The organism is Endozoicomonas sp. SCSIO W0465 (assembly GCF_023716865.1).
GTDB lineage: Bacteria > Pseudomonadota > Gammaproteobacteria > Pseudomonadales > Endozoicomonadaceae > Endozoicomonas.
The window spans coordinates 3,448,602-3,471,902 of sequence record NZ_CP092417.1 but is presented as its reverse complement, the minus strand read 5'-3'; the positions used below and the strand labels follow the sequence as shown (position 1 = coordinate 3,471,902).

Sequence of the window (23,301 nt, the reverse complement as noted above, 5' to 3'; positions counted from 1 at the left end):
ACAATGAGGCTGCCGGACACCAGACACAATCCTCAAAGGGGGCATAATGAGTAAACCTAATGTAGTCTCCGCCATTGTTAACCCGGTTGGTTCCATGCGCGTTCTGTCCAGCCGTGAGGTCAATATTCTTCAGGATAATACCAAAGTCGGCCTGCACCGCCTGTTCCGCCAGTGCGCCCTGGCGGTGTTAAGCGATGAGATGGAAGGTGACAGCGCAGAAGAGCTGTTACAAACCTATGCCGATTTTGATATCCGCATTGTCCAGGAACACCGTGGGCTAAAACTTGAGCTGATCAATGCGCCCGCCTCCGCATTTGTTGATAAGAAGCTGATCCGGGGTGTTCGGGAAAACCTGTTTTCTGTACTCAGGGATATTTTGTATGTCTCTTCCCTGATTACCAACAACCAGCGCTTCAGTCACGAAAGCTCATCAGACATCACTCATCTGGTGTTTGAAGTACTCAGAAATGCCAACGCCTTCATTACTAAACAGACTCCCAGTATCGTTGTCTGCTGGGGCGGTCACTCCATTGGCCGTGATGAATATGAATACACAAAGCTGGTCGGCTATCAACTGGGCCTCAGAAGGATGAATATCTGTACTGGCTGTGGTCCGGGTGCAATGAAAGGCCCAATGAAAGGCGCCTACATCGGGCATGCTAAACAGCGCATCAGCCATGGTCGCTTTATTGGGTTGACTGAACCGGGCATCATCGCTGCAGAATCACCTAACCCCATTGTAAATGAGCTGATTATCCTGCCAGATATTGAAAAGCGTCTGGAAGCCTTTGTCCGTCTGGGACACGGCATTATCGTATTTCCTGGCGGCGCTGGTACCTGTGAAGAGATTCTTTACCTGATCGGTATTCTCCTGCACCCGGACAATAAAGACATTCCCATGACCATGATCCTGACAGGACCCGCCGGTTCAGAAGCGTACTTTGAACAGATTGATAAGTTCATTGGCAATACATTGGGAAAAGAAGCACAGGAAAAGTACCAGATCATCGTCAATGATCCAGCAAAAGTGGCAACAATCATGGCAAAGGGGCTGGAAAAAGTGACTCGCTTTCGTCGCCGCCGTGGGGATGCCTACTACTTTAACTGGCTGTTAAAGATTGACAGGGAGTTCCAACAACCTTTCGAACCAACGCATGAAAACATGGCCAACCTGGAGCTGCATAGCCGTCTTCCTGCTCACCAGCTGGCAGCGAACCTGCGTCGTGTTATGTCTGGCATTGTTGCTGGTAATATCAAAGAAGACGGTGTTAACCTGATCCGCGAACATGGCTCATACAAGCTCAGTGGTGAACCGGAACTGATGCAACAGATAGATAAACTCCTGCAGTCTTTTGTTGCGCAGTACCGGATGAAATTACCCGGAAGCCATTACCAGCCCTGCTACGAAATCATTCAATCCTGACTTTTTGTTAATCCTGCCTGGACAGGTCATTTCGACTTCTTCAGGCCCTGTTTATAACAACAAATACCGAAACGGCCATTCACAGAAAAAATAGTGGTTATTTCGGTCTTTACTTAACTTGAAAAACACCTTTCGCTATACTGCCTGCGCGACCAGTGCCACTGGTAAAGATTTCCTTGGAACATCTGACGGACCCATAAGATCATAATGGTTTGTCGAAGGATCGCCCAAGAGCCTGCCACAGATGATGAGGGTAGAACTCGTGTTAGAAGCCTACAGAAAACACGTCGAAGAGCGTGCCCAAGAAGGTGTCCCACCAAAGCCGCTGAATGCAGAACAGGTGTCAGGCCTGGTTGAACTGCTGAAAAATCCACCCGCCGGTGAAGAACAATTCATTCTGGACCTCCTTGAAAATCGCATTCCTCCCGGTGTTGACGAAGCAGCCTATGTAAAAGCCGGATTTCTTTCCGCTATTGTTAAGGGCGAAGCTGAATCGCCACTGGTTGACAATAAAAAAGCCGTTGAACTGCTGGGCATGATGCTGGGTGGTTACAATATTGAAACCCTGATTGCCCTTCTGGACAGCACTGAGCTGGGTGAGCTTGCCGCTGAGCAGCTGAAAAACACTCTGCTGGTGTTCGACTCTTTCCACGATGTGGAAGAAAAAGCCAAAGCTGGCAACGCCAATGCCCAGGCCGTTCTCAAATCCTGGGCTGATGCAGAATGGTTCACCCGACGTGATGCCGTGCCTGAAAGCATCAAGGTCGCGGTATTCAAGGTGACCGGTGAAACCAACACCGATGATCTGTCCCCGGCCCCTGATGCCTGGTCCCGTCCGGATATTCCTCTGCACGCCCGGGCCGCCTACAAGATGACCCGGGATGGTCTTGAGCCTGAAGAGCATGGTGTTACCGGCCCGCTGAAGCAAATTGAAGCCATCAAAAGCAAAGGCCTGCCGGTTGCATTTGTGGGTGACGTTGTCGGTACCGGTTCTTCCCGTAAGTCTGCCACTAACTCGGTGCTCTGGTTCTTTGGTGATGATATCCCTGGTGTCCCCAATAAGAGAGCCGGCGGTATCTGTATAGGCAGCAAAGTTGCCCCTATATTCTTCAACACCATGGAAGATGCCGGTGCCCTGGTTTTTGAAGCCCCGGTTGATCAGCTGAATATGGGTGATGTTATCGAAATTCGCCCCTACGATGGCAAGATACTCTCTGAATCCGGTGAAGTTCTGTCTGAGTTCACGTTCAAATCCGATGTAATTCTTGACGAAGTGCAGGCCGGTGGCCGTATCAACCTGATCATCGGTCGTGGACTGACTGACAAGGCGCGCGAAGCACTGGACCTCGGCCATTCCGACATATTCCGCCGCCCGCAACCACCCAAAGAATCTACCCATGGTTTTACCCTGGCCCAGAAGATGGTCGGCAAAGCCTGCGGTGTTACCGGCGTTCGTCCTGGTCAGTACTGTGAACCCAAAATGACCACTGTTGGCTCTCAGGACACTACCGGCCCGATGACCCGTGATGAATTGAAGGACCTGGCCTGTCTGGGCTTCTCTTCAGACCTGGTCATGCAGTCTTTCTGTCACACGGCGGCCTATCCAAAGCCAGTGGACGTGGAAACTCACCACACCCTGCCGGACTTCATCATGAACCGTGGTGGCGTTGCCCTGCGTCCCGGTGACGGCATCATCCACAGCTGGCTGAACCGCATGCTGCTGCCTGATACCGTGGGTACTGGCGGTGACTCCCACACCCGTTTCCCGCTGGGTATCTCTTTCCCTGCTGGTTCCGGCCTCGTGGCATTTGCCGCGGCAACCGGTGTTATGCCACTGGATATGCCTGAGTCTGTGCTGGTTCGCTTCAAGGGTGAAATGCAGCCTGGCATCACGCTCCGTGACCTGGTGCACGCCATTCCACTCTACGGCATCAAGCAAGGCCTGCTGACCGTTGAGAAGAAAGGTAAAAAGAATGCCTTCTCCGGCCGGGTACTGGAAATTGAAGGACTTGAAAACCTCACCGTTGAACAGGCCTTCGAACTTTCTGATGCTTCTGCTGAGCGTTCTGCTGCTGGCTGTACCATCACCCTGTCTGAAGAGTCCATCACCGAATACCTGAAGTCCAACGTCACTATGCTGCGCTGGATGATCAGCGAAGGTTATGGTGATGCCCGTACCCTGGAGCGCCGTGCCCGCAAGATGGAAGAGTGGTTGGCCAATCCAGTCATGATGCGTGCGGATGCCGATGCAGAATACGCTGAGGTGATCGAAATCGATCTGGCGGACATCAAGGAGCCTATTCTCTGTGCGCCAAACGATCCGGACGATGCACGCACGCTATCGGATGTTGCCGGTGACAAGGTCGATGAAGTGTTCCTTGGCTCCTGTATGACCAATATCGGCCACTTCCGTGCTGCCGGGAAATTACTGGAACAGAACCATGACCCGCTGAAGACCCGCTTCTGGATGTCGCCGCCCACCAAAATGGACAAGGCCCAACTGGAAGAGGAAGGCTATTACAACATCTATAACGACAATGGTGTACGGACCGAAATCCCCGGCTGTTCCCTGTGCATGGGTAACCAGGCACGGGTAGAGCCAGGCGCAACGGTACTCTCTACCTCTACCCGTAACTTCCCTAACCGCCTGGGGGATGGCGCTAACGTGTACCTCTGCTCTGCTGAACTGGCATCTGTCGGTGCCATTCTTGGCAAAATCCCAACTGTGGCAGAGTATATGGAATACGCCAGCAACCTGGATGCCATGGCCGGTGACGTCTATCGCTATCTCAATTTCGACCAGGTAGAGTCTTATCAGAAGGCGGCTGACGATATCATCGCCAAAGCCAGCTGATAAATTGTTGCGTTAATCGTCACAAGAGCCCCTGTTTTCAGGGGCTTGAAACCTTGTTCCCACAGTCCTGGGGTTGTCGCGAAATCCTTAAAAAGTTCTCTCCGCGCAGGTCGGTTCGCTCGCGCACCGACCTACCTCCGGGAGGGTTCTTCAGTGTTTGGCGACAACCTTTAACCTCGGTCCCATGCTCTGCGTGGGAATTCATACTGGAGTTCACAGGCATTCTTGTTGCAGGCAATTTATCGGGAATTTAGGGTAAGCATTCCCACGGAGGAGAGGTTGTCGCAAAACCCTCGTTCCCACGCAGAGCGTGGGAACGAGATGTCCAGAGTGTCCGCAGGGTTTTGCGACAACCTCAGGACCGTGGGAACGAAATCAAACACAGCAATGAAACTCTATGGATATTAACTACCCTTCGCCTGAATCTTTGTTCACACCAGAACTGATCACGTGGATCAAAGACAACATCCCTCTGCTGAATAACATGGCAGTCAGTTTTGATCAGTTCAAGGATGGAGAGTTAGTCATCAGCTGCCCACTGACGCCCAATATTAACGATAAAGGAACCGCTTTTGGTGGCAGTATTGCCGCGCTTGCTACTATCTGTGGTTGGCTATTTACCACATTGCATGCCAGAACCCGCATAGAAGACTGCGCTGCCGTTATTGCCGACTCCAGACTGACCTACCATGTCCCCGGCAAAGGCCACATATCAGCCCACTGCAACGCCACAGTTCCAGACTCTTTTTTTGATCGTTTGAATGAGCGTCGCAATGTCAAACTGGAATTAACGGTTGAGTTATATTCAACAGATAAAGCAGAGAAGTCACCCATAAACATCGCAACCTATAAAGGCATTTATGTGGCGATGCCCTGATAACTTACAGTTGCCTGATCATCTTACTCAACTGGTCAAGCAACGGTTTATCCATTCTCACACGCTCCGAATAAGCCAACTGAATATAGAGATCAACGATCGGCAATAACTGAGTACCCATCGCCTCATTTTCAGCGCTCACTCTCAAGGCGAAATCTTTTGGCCCTTCCCCTGTCTGACGTTTAAACCCGCGATCAACCAGCTTACGCTCCAGTCGTAGCCAGAGCTTTTGATGAGGATTTAGCGCTGGCCTTTGAAAGAGAGCAAAGACCCCAAAAAGGATAAGAAACAGCGCCAATAATGCACCAAGCACACCGATCTGCTGCCAGTAAAAGGACGAAGTACCAAATAACTCCCTCATAAAAGACTGCTGCTTTTCCTGCTGGTACTGTACCACGGACTTCTGCCAGCGGTACTCAAGTCGCTCCCAGCCCTGTCGAACCGACTTGAAAAAACCGGCCTGAGCAAAACGGTAAGCCAGAGGGATCTGCCCCTGCAGCAATCCACCCTGCTCAATCATGTCATCAATGCCAAGATCAATGCGTTCCGGAGCTACCGCTGCAGTGGGATCAAAACGAATCCACCCCTGCCCTTCAACCCAAATCTCTGCCCAGGCATGGGCATCCCGCTGAAGTACTCTGACCACCTTTTCTGCAGGTAAGTATTCCCCTCCGAGATAACCCGTCACGATGCGCGCGGGTATCCCCACTGAGCGCATCATAAACACAAAGCTGCTGGCATAATGCTCACAAAACCCTCTCCGGTGCACAAACAGGAATTGATCGACCTCATTCTGATCCATTAACGGTGGGGATAATGTGTAGTAAAAAGGCTTCTGATTGAAATAGTCCATTAGCAGCTGCCCCATGGTAACCGGATCCCGACCGGATTCGGCGAATAACTGTTGCGCCAAAATACGGCTCTGGACGTTTCCATTGACAGGCAACGACTTATTAAGAGCCAGTAACCAGGAAGGCATAGCAATCGTCTGTGCTACTACGCTTTGCCGGGTGGGCTGGTATAAACGTCGTTCAAAAACCGGCTTATCCGCTTCCAGTCGCAAGCTTCTCAAAACCGTTGCCTGTGGAACCGATGCAGCGGCCATCCCCAGAACAGGAAGCCACTGTCGACCATTGGGTTCCAATAAGATTTCATAGTTGTACTGCCCGGGCTGAACCTGCCACCAGCCATCGATAACTGGCGACCTGCTCTGCCAGTCTCGCTCATCCTCAATGTCTCCCGGAAACTGGTTCAACAAATCTGTCAGGTCACTTTGCCACCACTGTTCACCATCATATTGATCAAGAACCAGCGTTCTCCAGTAACGTTCCCTGGCCGGTGGTACAGAACCCGTAAACTGGGCCCGGAAAGCCAGCTCATAAGACTGGCTGAGCCTTGCCACATCTCCTGGCTGCATCGTGTCAGATAACCCGGTTTTAGCCTCTCCTTCTGGCCAGGGCACTGCCCATAATGGACCAAGACGGGGAACAAAAATAAAAAGAGCCAGTGTTAAAGGCAGGGCCTGCAGCAGCATAAAACCGGTAAAACGAAGAGTGTCTTTTATGGGAAAACTTGCAGAAACACTATGTACTGGCGAATACATCCCATGAATCGCTGCCACCAGTACCCCCAGACACAGTAACTGGTATAGTGCCTGCAACAGGGACTGGGAATAAATCACCCCGGCTCCCACTACAAAAAAGCCGATATAGGCGATCACCAGCGCGTCCCTGCGCGTTTTCATTTCCAGCATTTTCAATGCATAACCGGTCACCAGAAAAGTCACCGCCAACTCCAGTGACAACGGCAATCCAGAAGCAGTGACAATAAGTACCAGGGAGAGAACCACCAACAGCCGTCTAAGCAAATCCGAAGGCCAGGCTCCCCTGCCAAACCAGATAAGTGCGCGCCAAATCACCGTGAGCACCAGCAGAGGAAGCACCGACATTGGCAGGACCTCAAGCACCGGCAATGCCACCATAACCTGTGCAACCAATAGCCAGAGCGTGGCATAACGGGAAACGGACGGGCTAGCCATTTACCCCTCCAGAAACGGCCATACCATCATCCAGTTCATACAGCGCCAGCACTTCCAAACACCGTTTCAAATGCAACTCACCAGTTGATGGAGCCAGCTTCTGCCCTGACATGACCAGACCATAGGCATATTGTTGCTTATCGCACTCCAGGCACCAGGCGGTCAGAACAGAAAGTCTTTGCTCAAGATCTCCTTCCGGCACCTGATCCAGGGAAAACCAGAGTTCACGGCCTGATGGTTGATCAAACTGTTTGGTCAGTAGTTCTCCTGTCCGGGCATAGCCCTGCCAGAAAACATGGGCAGGAGGGTCTGTCTGCTGATAACTTCTAAACCCGGCAAAGTCGTCAAAGCCAGATGCTGTCAATGATCGCTCACCATCGTCCGCTATATCACTCTCCGGTAATGGGTAACGGTCATCAGGTGCAGGATAAACCACCGAACGAAAATCCAGGCGAACCCAGCTCCATGCCCGGCATAATCCCAGGGGGTAAACACTTTCTATACGCAATCGCCCGGGCCGGAACCATCCCCGAGACCCAGCCCGGGCAACCAGCCGCTGTTCCGTATCACGATCAAAGCTGACCAGAACAGACTCCGTTTCCGGCCAGCCAATAGCGATAGAGTAGCGTCTGCACCGTCCACCGAGACACTCTATCGATACGGGTATAAACTCACCGGCGTGCCCGGCTTCAGCCCCTTTGGCCACCAGGGTAATACCGGCCAGGTTCCGCCAGGTATGAAGAATGGATAATAAAAAGAGGCTCAGCATAAAAAAGCAAAGCCCATAAGCCAGTGAATTGCGGTAATTGACCGCCACCAGAAAAATCACCAGTACCATGGAGAGCCAGAAGAATCCGGAGCCTGTGGGCACAATATAAATACGACGCTGGTTAAGCTGAATCCGGGTCGCTCTGGGCGTACGCTGATCAGCCCACTGCTGAAAATGGTTATTTAGCCAACGCCAGGATGGAGTAAAAAGTGAGTCTTTCATCGATGAAATACTTAAGCCATGGCGTTAATGCGGCCAAGGAGTTCACCCGGTGATATGCCCTGTTTCTGCATGGTCAGCCGGTGAGTGGCAACCGGGACAAACACCGCCTGAATATCTTCCGGAATCAGGTAGTCCCTGCCATCTATGTAAGCCCAGGCACGGGCTGCCTGTAACAATGCCAAACCCGCCCTTGGCGACAAACCAACGGCAAAATGCCCCTCTTCGCGAGTGGCCTTCAGTAATCGAAGCACATAGTCCAGTAACAGGTCACTGGCGTGAACGTTATCAACCTCCTGCTGCATTGACAGAAATGCTCCGGGTGTCACTGACTGAACCAGCTGGCTGACCAGAAATCGCCCGGCCTCTCCCCGGAGAATGGCTTTTTCTGAATCGGTATCCGGATAGCCCATGGGAATGCACAGTAAAAAGCGATCCATCTGCGATTCAGGCAATGGAAAGGTTCCCTGCTGTGTCAACGGATTCTGGGTGGCAATCACCACAAACGGCTCAGGCAAAGACCTGGCCTGCCCTTCTACGGTCACCTGTCGCTCTTCCATGGCTTCCAGAAGCGCACTCTGGGTTCGGGGTGAAGCCCGGTTAATTTCATCAGCCAGCAGCAGCTGGGAAAACACAGGACCTGGCTTGAACCGGAATTCAGATGACGCCTGATCAAAAATAGAAACGCCCAGAATATCAGCCGGCAACAGGTCACTGGTAAACTGAATTCGTTGATAATCCAGCCCCAGCAATCGGGCCAGTGACAATGCCAGTGCGGTTTTCCCCATACCCGGCAGATCTTCGATTAACAGATGACCCCGGGCTAACATACAGCACAGTGCCAACCGAAGTTCCCGGTCTTTCCCCCGAATAACACCAGACAGTGCGTCCAGAGAGTTCCGCAACGTTGAGTTCATAAATGATGGTTCCAGCTTTGCTTTTCTTAAGATCGCCGTCCCTGGACAGCAACACACTGGTCTTACAATAACTGCCTGAGTCCCTTTTCAAGATCAGCTTTCAGGTCATCAATATTCTCAAGACCAACGGCAATTCGAACCAGACTTTCTGTAATGCCTGACTTTACCTTGTCTTCATTGGACAAACGGCAGTGGGTTGTTGTTGCCGGATGGGTGATGGTCGTCCGGGTATCACCCAGATTGGCAGTACGGGACATAATCTGTACACGGTCAATCACTTTCCAGGCTGACTCCCGGCCGCCTTTTACCTCAAAGGCCAGCACACCACCAAACCCTTTCTGCTGTTTTCTGGCCATTTCATGGCCCGGATGGGAACTTAACCCGGCATAATGGACTCGCTCCACAGCCGGATGTTGACTGAGCCAGCACGCCAATTCCGAAGCATTACGACAATGGGCGTCCATACGCACAGAAAGGGTCTCCAACCCTTTATAAAACACCCAGGCATTGAACGGACTCATGGTTGCCCCTGCCGCCCGTTGCCATAAGTGAACTTCATCCACGAGCTGTTTCCTGCCAACGACCATGCCACCCAGGCAGCGTCCCTGGCCATCAATGTATTTTGTGGCCGAATGCACCACCAGGTCAGCACCAAAAGAGAGTGGACGTTGCAGGGCTGGCGTACAGAAGCAGTTATCCACCATAAGCAAAGCGTTGTTACTGTGGGCAATCTCCGCCAGAAGCTCAAGATCGGCAATATCACTCAATGGATTGGAAGGGGTTTCCAGAAATAGAAGGCGGGTTTGTGGTGTCATCGCCTCACGCCACTGCTGATAATCCACCAGATCCACAAACGTGGTGTTAACCCCAAACTTTGCAAAATATTTGGCAAAGAGGGTAAATGTGGTGCCAAATACATTGCGGGAACAAATGACATGATCGCCACTTTTCAGCAGGGACATACCGGTGCCAAGAATCGCGGCCATACCAGAAGCCGTGGCACAGGCGGTAATCTCGTCGTCAACTTCACGGCCTTCCAGCACGGCCATGCGCGCTTCCAGCATCTGTAGTGAAGGGTTAGTATAACGGGAATAGACGTTACCTGGCTCATCCCCTGCAAACACAGCCTGAGCCTGGGCAGCGCTGTCATAGACAAAACTTGAACTGAGATAAATCGCTTCACTGTGCTCACGCTGGTCACTGCGAAACGAACCTGCCCGGATAGACTGGGTTGCAAATGCCAACGCCTCAGTCAAATCATGATCATTCATGGAACTTCCTGAATTACCGCGTATTTTTTATGAGTTATAGCTATACCAGTCCGTTAACATACCAGAACAGGGAACAAATCCACAGCATGCTTTGAGCAAATTTCCGTTATTATTGCCAACAGTAAGTAGCTGGCCATATTAAATCGAATATTTCTGGCTACTTGGGCTGGTACTATGCGAGGCACAACGGCTGACTCTTGATCACATCTCTCCAGCGCTGAACTGCCGGGCTATCTGCCAGGTTTTTACCCGATCCTGCAATTTCGCCCAGCCTTCCCATACCACTAACCAGCCGGGCTGCCCTGTATGCTTTGAATCACCCCAACCACCAAGCCGAGCAATCGTTTGAAGCAGCCAAGTGACTGTTGGCGGCTTATCGGGCAACGCTTTTTTTTCATAGGTTAGCCAGAGAACCTGCCATTCATCATCACTGACCACCTCATTCGCGAGTGTTTTTTCACTCCAAAGCTTTCTGTCTTTGTGCTGCCTGTCATTCGGTAACATTAATGCTTCACGGATTTGCATTAGTCTGACAGCGACAAACATTAATATGACCGCAAGTCGTTCAATGTTATCCGGAGATTGCAGACGAAGCCTTTCTACTCCTGCTCCCGATTTCCAAGCCTTATGGAACTCTTCTATTCGCCATCGGAGCTCGTAAAATCGAATGATAGAGCGACAGTCTTCGAATGTTTCAATATCTTCAGTTGTCAATAGTACCCAGTGCAAACGGTCTTCGGAGTCATTGCCAATCTCTTCAGCCGACACAATATTCATAGTTACCGGTTCCGGCCTGCCGCCTGGCCTTTGCGGCGCCTGTATTGTCATCTTCTTTCTTTTGACCTGCAGCGTTGCCTTTCGCTTCTTTCTACCTCCTTTTTGAGGAACCACTATCGTATATTTCCCCAACACTTCAGTCTGAGCTAAGGAATCAAATAATAAGAGTTCGCCATCCACCAGGATTCTGTTTTGTGTAGCTCTTACAACAAACCGCTGTCGGTTATCCAGTTTGTAGTGCATATATTCGTATATATCCGCCTCCCGGTCGCAAACACTGATGATGTCAGGCATTTTACCCCCCATCCTTTGTTCTGTGTTTTCAGAGGCTCTTTGCCACTTAAAGCTTTCCTTTCCCTCGTAAGGTAGCTGACGACGTTGGTTCTTTTTCCCCCGCTGAACGTCCTCTCTAACCCATCGTTCTTGATCAATAAGCCCAATGCTTCGCTCTGTATCCGCATCAACCAAGAAGACAGAGTGGACGTGGAATCCTCTGGTTTTAGAGCCTTCAGGACCTCCAAGATCACCAAGCTCGGATCTGACAGCATGTTTATAACCCAGGGTTGTTGTATCTTCGAGAGCCAGAAGTAGGCGAGACTGTCTCGCTATTTTGGCAGTTGCCTGAAAGCCTGCCTCAGCTATTGCTTCAGGCTTTACGGCCTCATTCTCAATCAGCCGGTAAGCTCCAGTTACCAGTGCGGTATAACCTTCGCATGAAGATGACAAAGAATTACCGGTATGAGCTGAAAGCTCGGCAGCAACTTTGACAAGTCGTTTTGTACGTCGAGTATCGCCCAAATCAGCACATCCAAAAGTTAGTTCTGACCATGGTTTAGGAGAAAGTGGAAGCATGACCTGTTTTATCAGTGAGAAATGATAGAACAAGGTAGCTATTTGTGATCAAGAGACAGGCACAACGGAGGGAGCATAGCCGTAGCTATGTGACCGGAGTTGTAACGAAGCAGAGTGCCGGCACAAGGAGTCAGAAATATATGATTTAAGGCTCTTTTCGAATTCCGAACTGCTGAACTATCCTTGGTGGATATAATTAGCCATCGTCAGCATTGACCATGAATATAGGCCGAATCTCAGATCTCATCAGTAATGACACCTGCTTTGAGATGATCCGTGAGAACCGCTGGCCAGATGGCACTGTTCTCTGTCCGCACTGTGATTCTGAGAATGTCAAAAAGAATGGACACGACAATGTGCAGGTAGAGTGCCAGCACTATTACTGTAAGTCCTGTAAGCGCTACTTCGATGACCTGACAAATACGGTTTTCGCAGGACACCACCGACCACTCAAAGTCTGGATTGCCTGTCTCTATTTAATGGGGCTGAACGTCTCCAACAGCCAGATAGCTCAGGAACTTGATCTGTGTGTCAGTGATGCACACCATATGACCACAGTCTTACGAAATGGTGTTGTTGACCGAAAGCCTGAAGTGATTCTTGATGGCGAAGTTGAATTCGACGAGGTCTACATTGTAGCTGGTCACAAGGGACACCCTGAAGCATTAAAAAAATCTGGATCGTCCACCGAGAAAAAGAAGGCTTAAAGGCGCTCCGGGCCGTGGGACTCTTGAAAAAGACAAACCGCCGGTATTGGGAATGATTCAAAAAGGGGAGGTCAGGTCATTATCAACATGCTGTCGAACGTTAAGAAGGCGACAATCGAACCATTTATCAAGAAACACGTAGCCCCACAGAGCCAGATTTATACCGATGAATACAACATCTATGATGACCTTGAAAGCTGGGGCTTCAGACATAAAACGGTCTGTCACGGCAAAGGTGAGTATGCTCGTGATGATGACAAAGACGGTATTTACGAGGTGCATGTTAATACTATGGAGGGGTTTTGGTCACTTCTACGCTCGTGGCTAAGGCCTCACAGGGGAATATCCCAAGAGGCTTTACCCCTTTACCTTGGCTTTTTTGAGTTTTTGCATAATATTGGCCGAAGAGGCAAAAGTCTTCTTCAGCCCTTAGTCAACTTGCTGGTTACATAGCAGTCTGGAATTGGAAAAGAGCCTGATTTAATATGGTTAGCTACTTACATCCTCACCACTGGAATCAACCGATAATATGGCACCAACGCTGCTACTGATTGATGCTCTTAACCTGATACGCCGCATCCATGCTGCAATCCCCTCAAGGGAACCTCAGGCCGATGAAAACCAACAGGTGGATGGTGCCTTATCTGCAACACTGTCGTCCGTACAAAGAGCCATTAAAGAGTGCAACCCAAGCCATATTCTGATGGTCTTTGATGGCGACCCTCCTACCTGGAGACACCAGCTTCTGCCAGGGTATAAAGCACAGCGTAAGCCGATGCCTCTGGTCTTGCGCCAGAGGCTGGTTGAATTCAATAATGCTTTTCGCCAGATAGGGATAATGACGTTTCGTCGCAATGGCATAGAAGCTGATGACGTGATTGGCGCCATTACCCACAAGGCCATTGCCGCCAATGTCAAAACGGTGATTCTGTCAACAGACAAGGCATACCGACAGCTGCTGCATTCGTCACTGGTCATACAGCGGGATCATTTCCAGAAAGAGAATTTTGACCGTGTTTCTGTCTGCACAGAGTATGGAATGCCCCCTGAACAGTTACTGGACTACTGGGGTATTGCAGGCGTTGGAGATGTTCCCGGCGTGGAAGGCGTAGGAAAGAAAGGTGCGTCGGAGTTAATTAACCAATTTGGCAGCTTACGAGCGATATTTGAGCCTGAAGTGGCACATGGGGAGAAGGTGAAAGGAGCTTTGAAAAAGGTGTTGACGCAGAGGGAACAAGCGGAGTTATCGGTACGTTTGGCAACGTTACAATATGATGTGGAATTAGGGTTGAGCTTAAAAGACCTGCGATACAAACCGGAAGAGAGCAAGGCAAGCCGGATAAACCAGCCTGCCTGATTGGCTTCCGTTCCCAGGCTCCGGAGGTTGTCGCGAAACCCTTAAAAATGGTCTCTCCGCGTAGGTCGGTTTGCTTGCAAGCCGACACCCGAACCAACCGCCATGCACCATGATCTCTGGGTTTCTGGTGCATGACGGTTGGTGCAAGAGTCGGCTTTTATGCCCTGTGGGTGCGCAGGCGAACAGACCTACCTTGGGAAGCGTTCTTCAGGGTTTCGCGACAGCCTCTCCGAGGGTGTCGCGATGAGCTAAGAACCGTGGAGGGACAAAACGAGTTAAAGCTCCCCTTCGTTGTGAAGATCAATAATATCACTCTGAGCCTGACGACTATCCTCATTACGGCTGGAAGCCAGTTGCTCCAGATAATCATCATCAATATTACCGGCCACATAGCGACCATCGAAAACAGAGCAATCAAAATCTTTAATGGCCGGGTTGAGGGAGGAAACCGCTTTCTTGAGATCTTCCAGATCCTGAAAAATCAGCTTATCCGCGCCGATCAGTTCACAAACCTCCTGATCCGTACGGCCATGGGCAATCAGCTCTTCCCGGGTCGGCATATCGATGCCATAGACATTGGGATAACGAATGGCGGGAGCCGCTGAACAGAAATACACCTTCTTTGCCCCGGCATCCCTGGCCATCTCAATAATCTGCTCACAGGTGGTGCCACGGACAATGGAATCATCCACCAGCAGCACATTCTTACCGGCAAACTCCTGGTGAATGGCATTCAGCTTCTGGCGAACCGACTTCTTACGAATGGCCTGACCGGGCATGATAAAGGTTCGGCCAATATAGCGATTCTTAACAAAGCCTTCCCGATAAGGCAGGCCCAGGCGGGTTGCCATCTCCAGGGCAGAGTTTCGGCTGGTATCCGGAATGGGCATCACCACATCAATATCATGATCAGGCCATTCCCGGAGGATTTTATTGGCCAGAGTCTGCCCCATACGCAGACGGGACTGATAAACATAAATACCATCGAGACTGGAATCCGGGCGGGCCAGATAAACGTACTCAAACATGCAGGGAGTGAGTACACCGGGCACACATTGGAAAGTATGGAGCTGTCGCTGCTCATCAATATAGATGGCTTCTCCCGGAGCCACATCACCCACAAGCTCAAAGTCGAGGGCATCAAGAGCCACGGATTCTGAGGCCAGCATGTACTCAGTACCGTTTTCGGTTTCCCGCTTACCATAGACCAGGGGCCGAATGCCGTGGGGATCCCGGAACCCTACCATGCCATGGCCATTAATCAGGGCCACAACAGCAAAACCACCCTCACAGCGCTGGTAAACACCGGTCACAGCCTTGAATACATCTTCTGCCAGCGGTTTGTGCTTACCCTCTTTAGCCAGCTCATGGGCAAAAACATTCAGCAGGATTTCAGAGTCGGAGTGGGTATTAATATGGCGGAGGTCACTTTCAAACAGCGACTGTTTAATATCATCCGCATTGGTCAGATTACCGTTATGGGCTAAAGCGATGCCATAAGGAGAATTCACATAGAATGGCTGGGCTTCGGCTGAACTGGACGTACCCGCCGTGGGGTAACGAACATGCCCAAGGCCTGAGCAGCCATTAAGCCGCTTCATGTGACGGGTACGAAAAACATCCTTTACCAGCCCGTTATCTTTACGCAGGAAAAAGCGACCATCATCCAGAGTCACCATCCCCGCAGCGTCCTGCCCCCTGTGTTGCAGCACAGTCAGCGCATCGAACAACAGCTGGTTAACATTCACCGTTGCCGAGATACCGACAATTCCACACATGCACTCATCCTCAGGATTGATCAGCTGAAAACGTTATCGGACCCGGCAACAGCTAATGATTAAAATTGCCTGTTCAATCACCTGAAACCCGATTATGCCTGATAACGGAGAGCCTGAGATCATACGCTAAATCAGTGAATTGCGAAAACCACAACATTTCTTAAGACCAGCAAACTGCGAAAAAGTTTTGCAGAGCACAGGGCAGGATCGTCCTTGATACCCATATCCTGATCTGGTGGCTGTCCAGCTGCCATAAGTTAAGTCCAGCCGCACGTAATGCCATTGAACAGGAACAAAAAACCATTAGCTAATCAGCTTTGCATCAACGGCCCCATAAGATCAACCACCGTCTGCTTGGACCAGTCTGCCAGCAGCATAAAGTGGGGCAAAAGCACCGACTGCTGCCAGGCCTGATCCTGCTCCAGTGGAGCCAGCGTCAGCAAACCAATAAGAATCGTCACCAGCAAACAGCCCCGCAAACCGCCAAACGCCATGCCCAGAATACGGTCAGTACCCGACAGCCCCGTCACCTGAACCAGTTCAGCGATAATACGATTCACCAGCGCACCCACCATCAGCATTGCAACAAACAGCAAAGCGCAGGCCGCCATTACCCGAATTGATGGGGTTGCTATGTAATCAGTCAATCGTTCTGACAGGGCCCCACCAAACGACCAGGCGACAAAAATAGCGGCCAGCCAGGTCAACAGGGAGAGAACTTCTTTAAAAAAACCGCGTTTCAAACTGATCAGCGCGGAGATGATAACAATACCGGCGATAAGCCAGTCGATCCAGGTGAAGGCCAAAACAAATCCTCAAGAAATAAAAAACACAGGGCAGACCAGTTAATATTGAATCAAGGCATTTTCAGCACTTCTTTAATAGCATCAAGGTACTTATTGATCACAACCCTTTCATCAAACTCTCGCTCCATTTTATCCCGGCTCCTCTGTCCCATCATTAATCTTTGTTGATGGCCAGCCAGGATAATTTTCTCCATTTTACAGGCCAGATCTTGAGAGCTTCTTGGTGCACAGAGAAAACCATTCATACCATCATCAACGGTCTCACGGCAGCCAACATTATCGGTTGTCACCAACGGTTTCCCCATCGCGCCAGCTTCCAAAAGACTTTTTGGAACTCCTTCGCGGTAATATGAGGGCAAGACAACACAATCCACCCTGGCAATTTCATCCTCAACAGCATCGGAGGTACCCAAATATTTCACATTCCCCATGGAAACCCAGGTATCCATCGTTCTTTCAGATACAGCAGATGGGTTATCTACATCGAGAAAACCCAGTAGCAAAAATTCAGTATTGGGATAATTGGCCTTCAGTACTGCAGCAGCTTCAACATACTGTTGAATCCCTTTATCGTATAGCATACGCGCTATTAACAAAAAACGTACAACGCCATCATCAGGTGCTGCCGTATACTTGAAGCGGGTAAGGTCAGCACCAGACCCGGGCAGTCTATCCGTTATCTTCGCAGGAGCAATTCCATGCTTAAGAAAAAGTTGACGGTCGTCTTCATTCTGAAAAAAAAGCTTCCGGGCTAAGGGTTGACTGATACGGTACAAAATTCTGGCCAGCTTAGACGCCAGATTCTCATTAATAAACAAAACCCCCAAGCCTGCAATATTATTGATACAGGCTGCACCAGCTAACTTGCCAGCAAGGGTACTGTAAATATTATTCTTGGGAGTGAAATTGAGGACCACATCCGGCTTTATTTTGAAATAAATCCTGCAAAACTTCAGAAATGTTTTGATGTCATTTACAGGATATTTCCCACCAGCATCAATTGGGACGTGGATGAATTTGCATCCTAAATCAGCGAGCCGAGCCGAATATTCATCATAAGGCGCAATAGCAAAAACCTGGTACCCCTCATGAACCATTGCAGCGATAGTTTTTCTTCTGAAGTTATAAAGATACCAGCTTGTGTTTGATGTAATGGCTATTTTTTGACTCAAAACTATCAGTTCTCCCAAACATCACAAAAGTTTCGTGCCATTTTATTTAAGCCATAATGATCGGTTATCCGTTTACAGCTCAATTGACATCTCTCATTCCATACTTGAGCATTCTCATTGAACTCACTTAACGCTGACTCGATAGAATCTGCAAGAACAACAGGGTTACCCGGAGCCACAACCCAACCGTAATCCCCAACAATCATTGATGCATCTCCCACATCAGTAACAACACAAGGGGTTCCATAAAGCATGGCCTCCGCAACAACGTTTGGGAATGCCTCACCATGAGATGAGGAAAGGACATGCAAATCAAGACCAGCCATCACAGAAGGTATGTCAGCTCTTGCGCCAAGGAGTTTGACACGATGCTGTAGATTGCATGAACTGATAAGCTCCATAAGCTCAGTGTTGGATGAGTCAACGCCAGGGCCAATTAGCACGCAATTAAAATCCACCAACTTATCCTGAAGCAATGAAATAGCTTTAATAAGCCCAGTATGATCTTTCTGAGTATTATATCGAGCTACCATACCAACAAGAGGTGAGTCTTTAGCAAAACCAAATTTCTCCACCAACTCTCTACGAAAAGAATCACCTTCCACCTCACTTTTTGCCACATAGCCATTCGGTATAACGAGAAAATTATTCGTATAACCAATATCCAAGTGACTATCGACGGCCCGTTGCGCACAGCAAATAATCTTTCTCGGTGCCCATGGAGAAATCAGAGCACATAACTTTGCAACAGCAAAAGTTTTAGAGATACGTTTATCAGACCCAAAGTCAGAATGCCTTACCCCCCAATAAACATTCCTTATGCCTGCAAGCCTTGCCAGCATGCCCCCAACCAAGTCTGCATGATACATCCACGTTTGAACCACATCAGGTTTCTCGTTCTTCAACATAGAGTAGAGTTGAAAAACCCCCTTGAAGGACAACGCTCCATTTTTCATGTTCAAACAAATAACTTGAACACCTAAAGACTCAATGAAGTCCGCATATTTCCCTCTATCAGTCAAGGAAATAACAACATGCTGATGTAATGATTCAGCAGTCAATAATCTGTATAGAGCACCTTCCGCACCACCGTCATTAAGGCCAGAAATAATATGAGCTACTCTCAAAACTCTACTCCTGGTCAGCATCAAGCCATGCCTGAAACATTAGAATATTCCACAACAAATATGACCAGTTTCGGTGACCAGACAAATGTTCTTGCCATAATAAAGAAACTGAAACTGAATCAAGAAAGCCTTCCTGCACAAGTCTTTCAGGATCTAACAATTCATTTGCCCAGTCTTTCAATGGCCCCCTTAGCCAGTCTCCAACAGGCACTCCAAATCCCATTTTGGGTCTATCAACAATAGACTTTGGTACAAGCCGATATAAAATCTGTTTCAATGGCCACTTGGACATCCCATTTTTGAATTTAAACGACGTCGGTAACGAATATGCAAACTCAACAATTCGATAGTCTAATAAAGGAACTCTTGTTTCTAAAGAGACGGCCATTGCTGCTCGATCTACCTTAACGAGAATATCATCAGGCAAATACATTAAGCCATCAAAAAGCATTAGTCGCTCGACATCAGAAAAAAGAGTTAAATCAGTGGAATAATAATCTGATAATACACTTGGCTCTATTGAGTGCTTTACAATTTGAGTAGGTGACTGATGATGAGAAATAAGTTTAACATAAAGGTTTTCTAATGATGATGAATTAATAAGTCGACTACCTTTATTTATTCTATCACCAATTAAACTATTACCACCCGGAGAGAAAAGATTAGCAGCCGAATTCAAATGATGAGGATTTATAGCTCCTAATAGTTTACCAGCGGGTTCCCTTAGACCAGGAGGAATCCTTGATACTTTATTCCAAATATTAGTTGCAAATTGATACCTGTTATAACCACAAAATAGTTCATCACCTCCATCGCCAGATAATGACACTGTCACTTTTTTTCTGGCAAGTTCAGACACTAAATAGGTAGGTATTTGAGAAGGGTCTGCAAAAGGCTCATCATATATTTTTGGAAGTTTTGGAATAACATCCATTGCCACTGAAGGAGAGACATAAAACTCGGTATGCTCTGTACCAAGAAATTCAGCTACTGACCTGGCATGCTCAGCCTCATTAAATTTATCTTCATTAAATCCAATACTAAAGGTTTTTATAGGTGTATTAGATTCTGACTGCATAATAGCAGCAACAAGGGATGAATCTATACCACCAGATAAAAATGCACCAACAGGAACGTCAGATAAAAGTTGTTGTGATATTGAACTTCTAATAAGAGACTCAAGATGGTCTACCGCATCCGTATCAGCACCTTGAAACTTATTTTGTTTATTCTCGGTGGCTTTATTAATAAAAGACCAATATTTTTTCTTAATACCATTTTTCTGCTTATCAGAAATGATTAAAAAACTCCCTGCCTCAAGCTTATTAATAGATTTATAGATTGAATAAGGTGCAGGTATATAACCATAACGTACAAACAAACTCAAAGCATCTCGATTTAACTCAGCATCAAAATCAGGATGTTTTTTGAGAGCTTTTAATTCAGAGCCAAATAGAAAAGTACCATTATTCCATCCGTAATAGAGAGGTTTTTCACCAACCCTATCTCGAGCAATAGTCAAAGTCTGATCTTTATTATCCCAAACAGCTAAGGAGAACATTCCCAGCAGTAAGGATAGTGTTTTTTCAATACCCCACTGATCAAAGCAAGCTAGTATAGTTTCTGTATCAGAATGACCAGACCATTGGATGGCCTGTACTTTTTCTAGCTGCTTTCTGAGATCAAGATGATTATAAATCTCACCATTAAAAACAATAACAAATCTATTAGCCTTAGATAGCATAGGCTGGCGACCTGCAGATGATAAATCCTGAATAGCAAGTCGACGATGAGCAAATCCTATATTTTCATTACGATCTATCCAAACACCACTTCCATCAGGACCGCGATGCCTTATAGAAAGGCTCATTTTATCAAGTACAGTAAAATCATTATCACTTTTTTTTGCAGGAGAATATAAACCGACAAATCCACACATGAAAATATTCAGGCCAATAAAAAATCAGGTAAAAGATGTGAATAAATTGATAAGTGTTTTTTCGAACTTAGACATTGAATACACACTTAATAATTTATTTTTAATTTTTTTTGGTTGTTTCCAAGTGATATACTTTCCAATTGCTTCAGCAAGAGAGAAAATATTCGAATGATCTATAAATTTACGAGGATAGCTTGTATTCAAAGATATCTCACTAAATGACGGCAGATAAAGTCCAAAAAAAGGAATACTCATATTTATTGCATCTGTCATTATCAAACCATGAGATTCAGAACTTGAAAGACTTATTAAGGCATCGGCATTATTCGATATATAGTCAAGACTAACCCTACCTAAATACTCAACAGTTGTTAGCACACTACCTTCAATTCTATCAATAATTAACTGATCTTGAATATCACCACATAAGTAAATCTTATGTGGAACTTCCAAATTAGTAAGAGCACTCGATAAATTAATAACTTCAAAATTCCGTTTTCGTGAACAAATTGTTGCCGGATAGAAAATCGAATAGGATGAAGTCGGCAAATCTGTAAATTTACGACTTAGCTGCATATCAACAACTGGATTATAAAGAAGAATTGAATCAGCGTCATCCAACCCTTCTTTAACAGTTTGACTAACATAAACTCTATAATCACTAAGAAAAAACTTAATCTTTCTTTTAAGACCACTCCCTGTGAAAAAGTGAACATGCCAAATTAACTGAATACCTAGTATTTTTGCAATAACTCCATAGAAGATAAGCGACATTGTATCATGAACATAAATACAACTTGGTCGATTTTTTATTAAGTAAATAAGCTCACAAAAAAAACAATAAACCAACATCCCGATAAAAACAATTTTTCTCCTACGAATATCGGGCAAAATCCTAGCAAATGGTTGAAGGTCTGACTGCTCAATAAAGGCCCGCATAATAACGTTAAACCCTCCCTTCCTGAGAGTTTCATAAGCCATTTTCATTACAATATGAGAACCACCAGTATCAGGATATAAAGAAGCAATATATATCATTTAAAAATATACTTTCGGGCATAAAAAACAAAAACAAGAAGTAAATAAGAAAAATAAACAAGCAAATTAAAAAATATTCCAACCACAGAAAAAGCAAGTTCATCAAGAAATAATAACTTAATTAAAAAAATAACCAAAAGAGAAAAAGAAAAAAATAAATATGGCTTACGAACTTTTTTTATTTCAAACTTCACCCCCTTCACTATCAGCAAACTAAAAATAATTTCGGATAATGCTGTAGAAACTGCAACACCAGTTATACCAAAATGCCTTATTAGTATAGCCCCAAGAATGACATTAAAAAAAGCAGACAAGATACTACTTCTAAGCAATATATACTGTTTATTTTTAACAGCAGCAATGGCTGAAACAGGACCAACATATGCAACAATAAGCATCCCTGATAACAGTACATATAACGCTACTCCTCCAGCACTGTATTCTTCAGGTAATAAAAAACCATATATTATTGGGTAGGAGCCAATTACAGAGAAAAAAACAACTATTCCTACGGTGCGGCTAAAATCAACAGCTCTATCAAATTCTTCAATCTGATTTTTTTCACTTAACGAACTAATTTTTGCAATCAATAGAGATGTTATAGAAATTACAGATAAAGATTTCAGCAATGATGCAAATAAGTATGCGATATTGTAATAAGCCAGTTCTTTACTCTCAGCCATTATCTTAATTATAAAGCTATCTCCCCAAAGATATATAAAAGACATCAAGCCAGACATCATCAAGGGAAAAGAGTAACCAGCGACAGTCTTAATTTCACACCACTCAAGAATTCGAACCTTTCGATTTAATAAAAAGAATCCAATTACTATTACACAAAAAAGCAAGAAAGAAACAAAAAACAGAGATTTCACATAGACATTATAATCAGATATAAAGCCTGTAAAAAAAGAGAAAAAGATAAGGATCAACGGAGCTAGTCGTGTCACAAGAGAAGCAAAAAACTCACTACCTAACACCCCTCCTCTAACTATAGATTGCTTTTCAAAGTTCGAAAAAAAAGCCGACAGAACACCTATAAAATAAATATAAAAAGAGTTTGTGATACTAAAACCAAAAAAGCTTATTAAGGTAATAGCAAGTGGTGATAAAACTATTGAAATCAAAAAAATAAAAGAGAGATTCGTATAAAGAATATCTTTACCATATCTTTCATAATATCTTAAAATTGCATTAGACAACCCCATACCTAAAAATATTGAGCATACCACACTCAGTGTCATAGAAAAGTTAATCATCCCAACATCTTCACTTGGTAAGATATTAGGAAGAGTCATATTAACTAAAAAACCAAGCCCCATAACCAAAGGCATGGTAATCAATTTCAAAGAGCTTTTTTTTACTACACTAAATGACATA

General features: G+C 46.8%; 18 protein-coding genes. 6 read left to right on the top strand and 12 right to left on the bottom strand.

The features are described 5' to 3' along the window. Positions 1-46: 46 nt before the first annotated feature. From ppnN to MJO57_RS15515, 3 genes are all read left to right on the top strand, one after another. Positions 47-1,423, top strand: coding sequence for a nucleotide 5'-monophosphate nucleosidase PpnN (gene ppnN / locus MJO57_RS15525; protein ID WP_252026650.1), 1,377 nt, complete (start codon positions 47-49; stop codon positions 1,421-1,423). A gap of 262 nt (positions 1,424-1,685) precedes the next feature. Further along, positions 1,686-4,277, top strand: coding sequence for a bifunctional aconitate hydratase 2/2-methylisocitrate dehydratase (gene acnB / locus MJO57_RS15520; protein ID WP_252027037.1), 2,592 nt, complete (start codon positions 1,686-1,688; stop codon positions 4,275-4,277). A gap of 397 nt (positions 4,278-4,674) precedes the next feature. Next, entirely contained in the window at positions 4,675-5,154 is a 480-nt protein-coding gene (locus MJO57_RS15515) for a YiiD C-terminal domain-containing protein (protein ID WP_252026648.1), read from the top strand. Between the two features lie 4 nt (positions 5,155-5,158). Here MJO57_RS15515 and MJO57_RS15510 read toward each other — a convergent pair whose 3' ends face one another. The 5 genes from MJO57_RS15510 to MJO57_RS15490 all read right to left on the bottom strand — a co-directional run bounded on the left by MJO57_RS15510 (position 5,159) and on the right by MJO57_RS15490 (position 11,997). Next, complete coding sequence (locus MJO57_RS15510) at positions 5,159-7,192, bottom strand: DUF3488 and transglutaminase-like domain-containing protein (protein WP_252026646.1); 2,034 nt, start codon at positions 7,190-7,192, stop codon at positions 5,159-5,161. Beyond that, on the bottom strand, positions 7,185-8,183 hold the full coding sequence (locus MJO57_RS15505) for a DUF58 domain-containing protein (RefSeq protein WP_252026644.1): 999 nt from the start codon (positions 8,181-8,183) through the stop codon (positions 7,185-7,187). Before MJO57_RS15505 ends, MJO57_RS15510 begins: the two co-directional genes overlap by 8 nt. A gap of 11 nt (positions 8,184-8,194) precedes the next feature. Continuing rightward, positions 8,195-9,097, bottom strand: coding sequence for a MoxR family ATPase (locus MJO57_RS15500; protein WP_252026642.1), 903 nt, complete (start codon positions 9,095-9,097; stop codon positions 8,195-8,197). 62 nt (positions 9,098-9,159) lie between these two features. Continuing rightward, the gene (locus tag MJO57_RS15495) at positions 9,160-10,368 is read right to left on the bottom strand and encodes an O-succinylhomoserine sulfhydrylase (RefSeq protein ID WP_252026640.1); all 1,209 of its coding nucleotides are present in this window, start codon (positions 10,366-10,368) and stop codon (positions 9,160-9,162) included. Positions 10,369-10,569: 201 nt separating this feature from the next. After that, positions 10,570-11,997 carry an IS4 family transposase gene (locus MJO57_RS15490; RefSeq protein ID WP_252017676.1) on the bottom strand — a complete coding sequence of 476 codons (1,428 nt, stop codon included), beginning with the start codon at positions 11,995-11,997 and terminating at the stop codon, positions 10,570-10,572. Between the two features lie 218 nt (positions 11,998-12,215). Between MJO57_RS15490 and MJO57_RS15485 the strand changes: the two genes are divergently transcribed. From MJO57_RS15485 to MJO57_RS15475, 3 genes are all read left to right on the top strand, one after another. Further along, the gene (locus MJO57_RS15485) at positions 12,216-12,704 is read left to right on the top strand and encodes a transposase (protein ID WP_252018121.1); all 489 of its coding nucleotides are present in this window, start codon (positions 12,216-12,218) and stop codon (positions 12,702-12,704) included. A 45-nt stretch (positions 12,705-12,749) separates the two neighbouring features. Further along, positions 12,750-13,157, top strand: coding sequence for an IS1595 family transposase (locus MJO57_RS15480; protein WP_256493349.1), 408 nt, complete (start codon positions 12,750-12,752; stop codon positions 13,155-13,157). 76 nt (positions 13,158-13,233) lie between these two features. Continuing rightward, positions 13,234-14,061, top strand: a complete 828-nt coding sequence (locus MJO57_RS15475) for a 5'-3' exonuclease H3TH domain-containing protein (RefSeq protein ID WP_252026638.1) — start codon at positions 13,234-13,236, stop codon at positions 14,059-14,061. A 275-nt stretch (positions 14,062-14,336) separates the two neighbouring features. Here the strand turns inward: MJO57_RS15475 and purF are convergent, their stop codons facing one another. The 7 genes from purF to MJO57_RS15440 form a co-directional block, all read right to left on the bottom strand. Further along, a complete protein-coding gene (gene purF / locus MJO57_RS15470; RefSeq protein WP_252026636.1) occupies positions 14,337-15,839 on the bottom strand; it encodes an amidophosphoribosyltransferase in 1,503 nt (500 codons plus the stop codon). 311 nt (positions 15,840-16,150) lie between these two features. Beyond that, positions 16,151-16,645, bottom strand: coding sequence for a CvpA family protein (locus tag MJO57_RS15465; protein WP_252026634.1), 495 nt, complete (start codon positions 16,643-16,645; stop codon positions 16,151-16,153). 50 nt (positions 16,646-16,695) lie between these two features. Then, the gene (locus MJO57_RS15460) at positions 16,696-17,835 is read right to left on the bottom strand and encodes a glycosyltransferase family 4 protein (protein ID WP_252026632.1); all 1,140 of its coding nucleotides are present in this window, start codon (positions 17,833-17,835) and stop codon (positions 16,696-16,698) included. Further along, positions 17,823-18,965: a glycosyltransferase gene (locus MJO57_RS15455; protein ID WP_252026630.1), complete on the bottom strand. Its 1,143-nt coding sequence runs from the start codon at positions 18,963-18,965 to the stop codon at positions 17,823-17,825. Before MJO57_RS15455 ends, MJO57_RS15460 begins: the two co-directional genes overlap by 13 nt. After that, positions 18,949-20,883, bottom strand: coding sequence for an asparagine synthase (glutamine-hydrolyzing) (asnB, locus tag MJO57_RS15450; RefSeq protein ID WP_252026628.1), 1,935 nt, complete (start codon positions 20,881-20,883; stop codon positions 18,949-18,951). The genes MJO57_RS15455 and asnB overlap by 17 nt, the downstream gene beginning before the upstream one ends. Before the next feature lie 24 nt (positions 20,884-20,907). After that, positions 20,908-21,921, bottom strand: coding sequence for a hypothetical protein (locus MJO57_RS15445; protein WP_252026626.1), 1,014 nt, complete (start codon positions 21,919-21,921; stop codon positions 20,908-20,910). Further along, positions 21,918-23,300: an oligosaccharide flippase family protein gene (locus MJO57_RS15440; protein ID WP_252026624.1), complete on the bottom strand. Its 1,383-nt coding sequence runs from the start codon at positions 23,298-23,300 to the stop codon at positions 21,918-21,920. Before MJO57_RS15440 ends, MJO57_RS15445 begins: the two co-directional genes overlap by 4 nt. Position 23,301 lies beyond the last annotated feature (1 nt).

Bases quoted from the DNA above. Each gene is read 5' to 3' on its own strand.
- ppnN (WP_252026650.1), top strand. From the start codon at position 47: ATGAGTAAACCTAATGTAGTCTCCGCCATTGTTAACCCGGTTGGTTCC.
- MJO57_RS15515 (WP_252026648.1), top strand. From the start codon at position 4,675: ATGGATATTAACTACCCTTCGCCTGAATCTTTGTTCACACCAGAACTG.
- MJO57_RS15510 (WP_252026646.1), bottom strand. From the start codon at position 7,192: ATGGCTAGCCCGTCCGTTTCCCGTTATGCCACGCTCTGGCTATTGGTT.
- MJO57_RS15505 (WP_252026644.1), bottom strand. From the start codon at position 8,183: ATGAAAGACTCACTTTTTACTCCATCCTGGCGTTGGCTAAATAACCAT.
- MJO57_RS15500 (WP_252026642.1), bottom strand. From the start codon at position 9,097: ATGAACTCAACGTTGCGGAACTCTCTGGACGCACTGTCTGGTGTTATT.
- MJO57_RS15495 (WP_252026640.1), bottom strand. From the start codon at position 10,368: ATGAATGATCATGATTTGACTGAGGCGTTGGCATTTGCAACCCAGTCT.
- MJO57_RS15490 (WP_252017676.1), bottom strand. From the start codon at position 11,997: ATGCTTCCACTTTCTCCTAAACCATGGTCAGAACTAACTTTTGGATGT.
- MJO57_RS15485 (WP_252018121.1), top strand. From the start codon at position 12,216: ATGAATATAGGCCGAATCTCAGATCTCATCAGTAATGACACCTGCTTT.
- MJO57_RS15475 (WP_252026638.1), top strand. From the start codon at position 13,234: ATGGCACCAACGCTGCTACTGATTGATGCTCTTAACCTGATACGCCGC.
- purF (WP_252026636.1), bottom strand. From the start codon at position 15,839: ATGTGTGGAATTGTCGGTATCTCGGCAACGGTGAATGTTAACCAGCTG.
- MJO57_RS15455 (WP_252026630.1), bottom strand. From the start codon at position 18,965: ATGCTGACCAGGAGTAGAGTTTTGAGAGTAGCTCATATTATTTCTGGC.
- asnB (WP_252026628.1), bottom strand. From the start codon at position 20,883: ATGTGTGGATTTGTCGGTTTATATTCTCCTGCAAAAAAAAGTGATAAT.
- MJO57_RS15445 (WP_252026626.1), bottom strand. From the start codon at position 21,921: ATGATATATATTGCTTCTTTATATCCTGATACTGGTGGTTCTCATATT.
- MJO57_RS15440 (WP_252026624.1), bottom strand. From the start codon at position 23,300: ATGTCATTTAGTGTAGTAAAAAAAAGCTCTTTGAAATTGATTACCATG.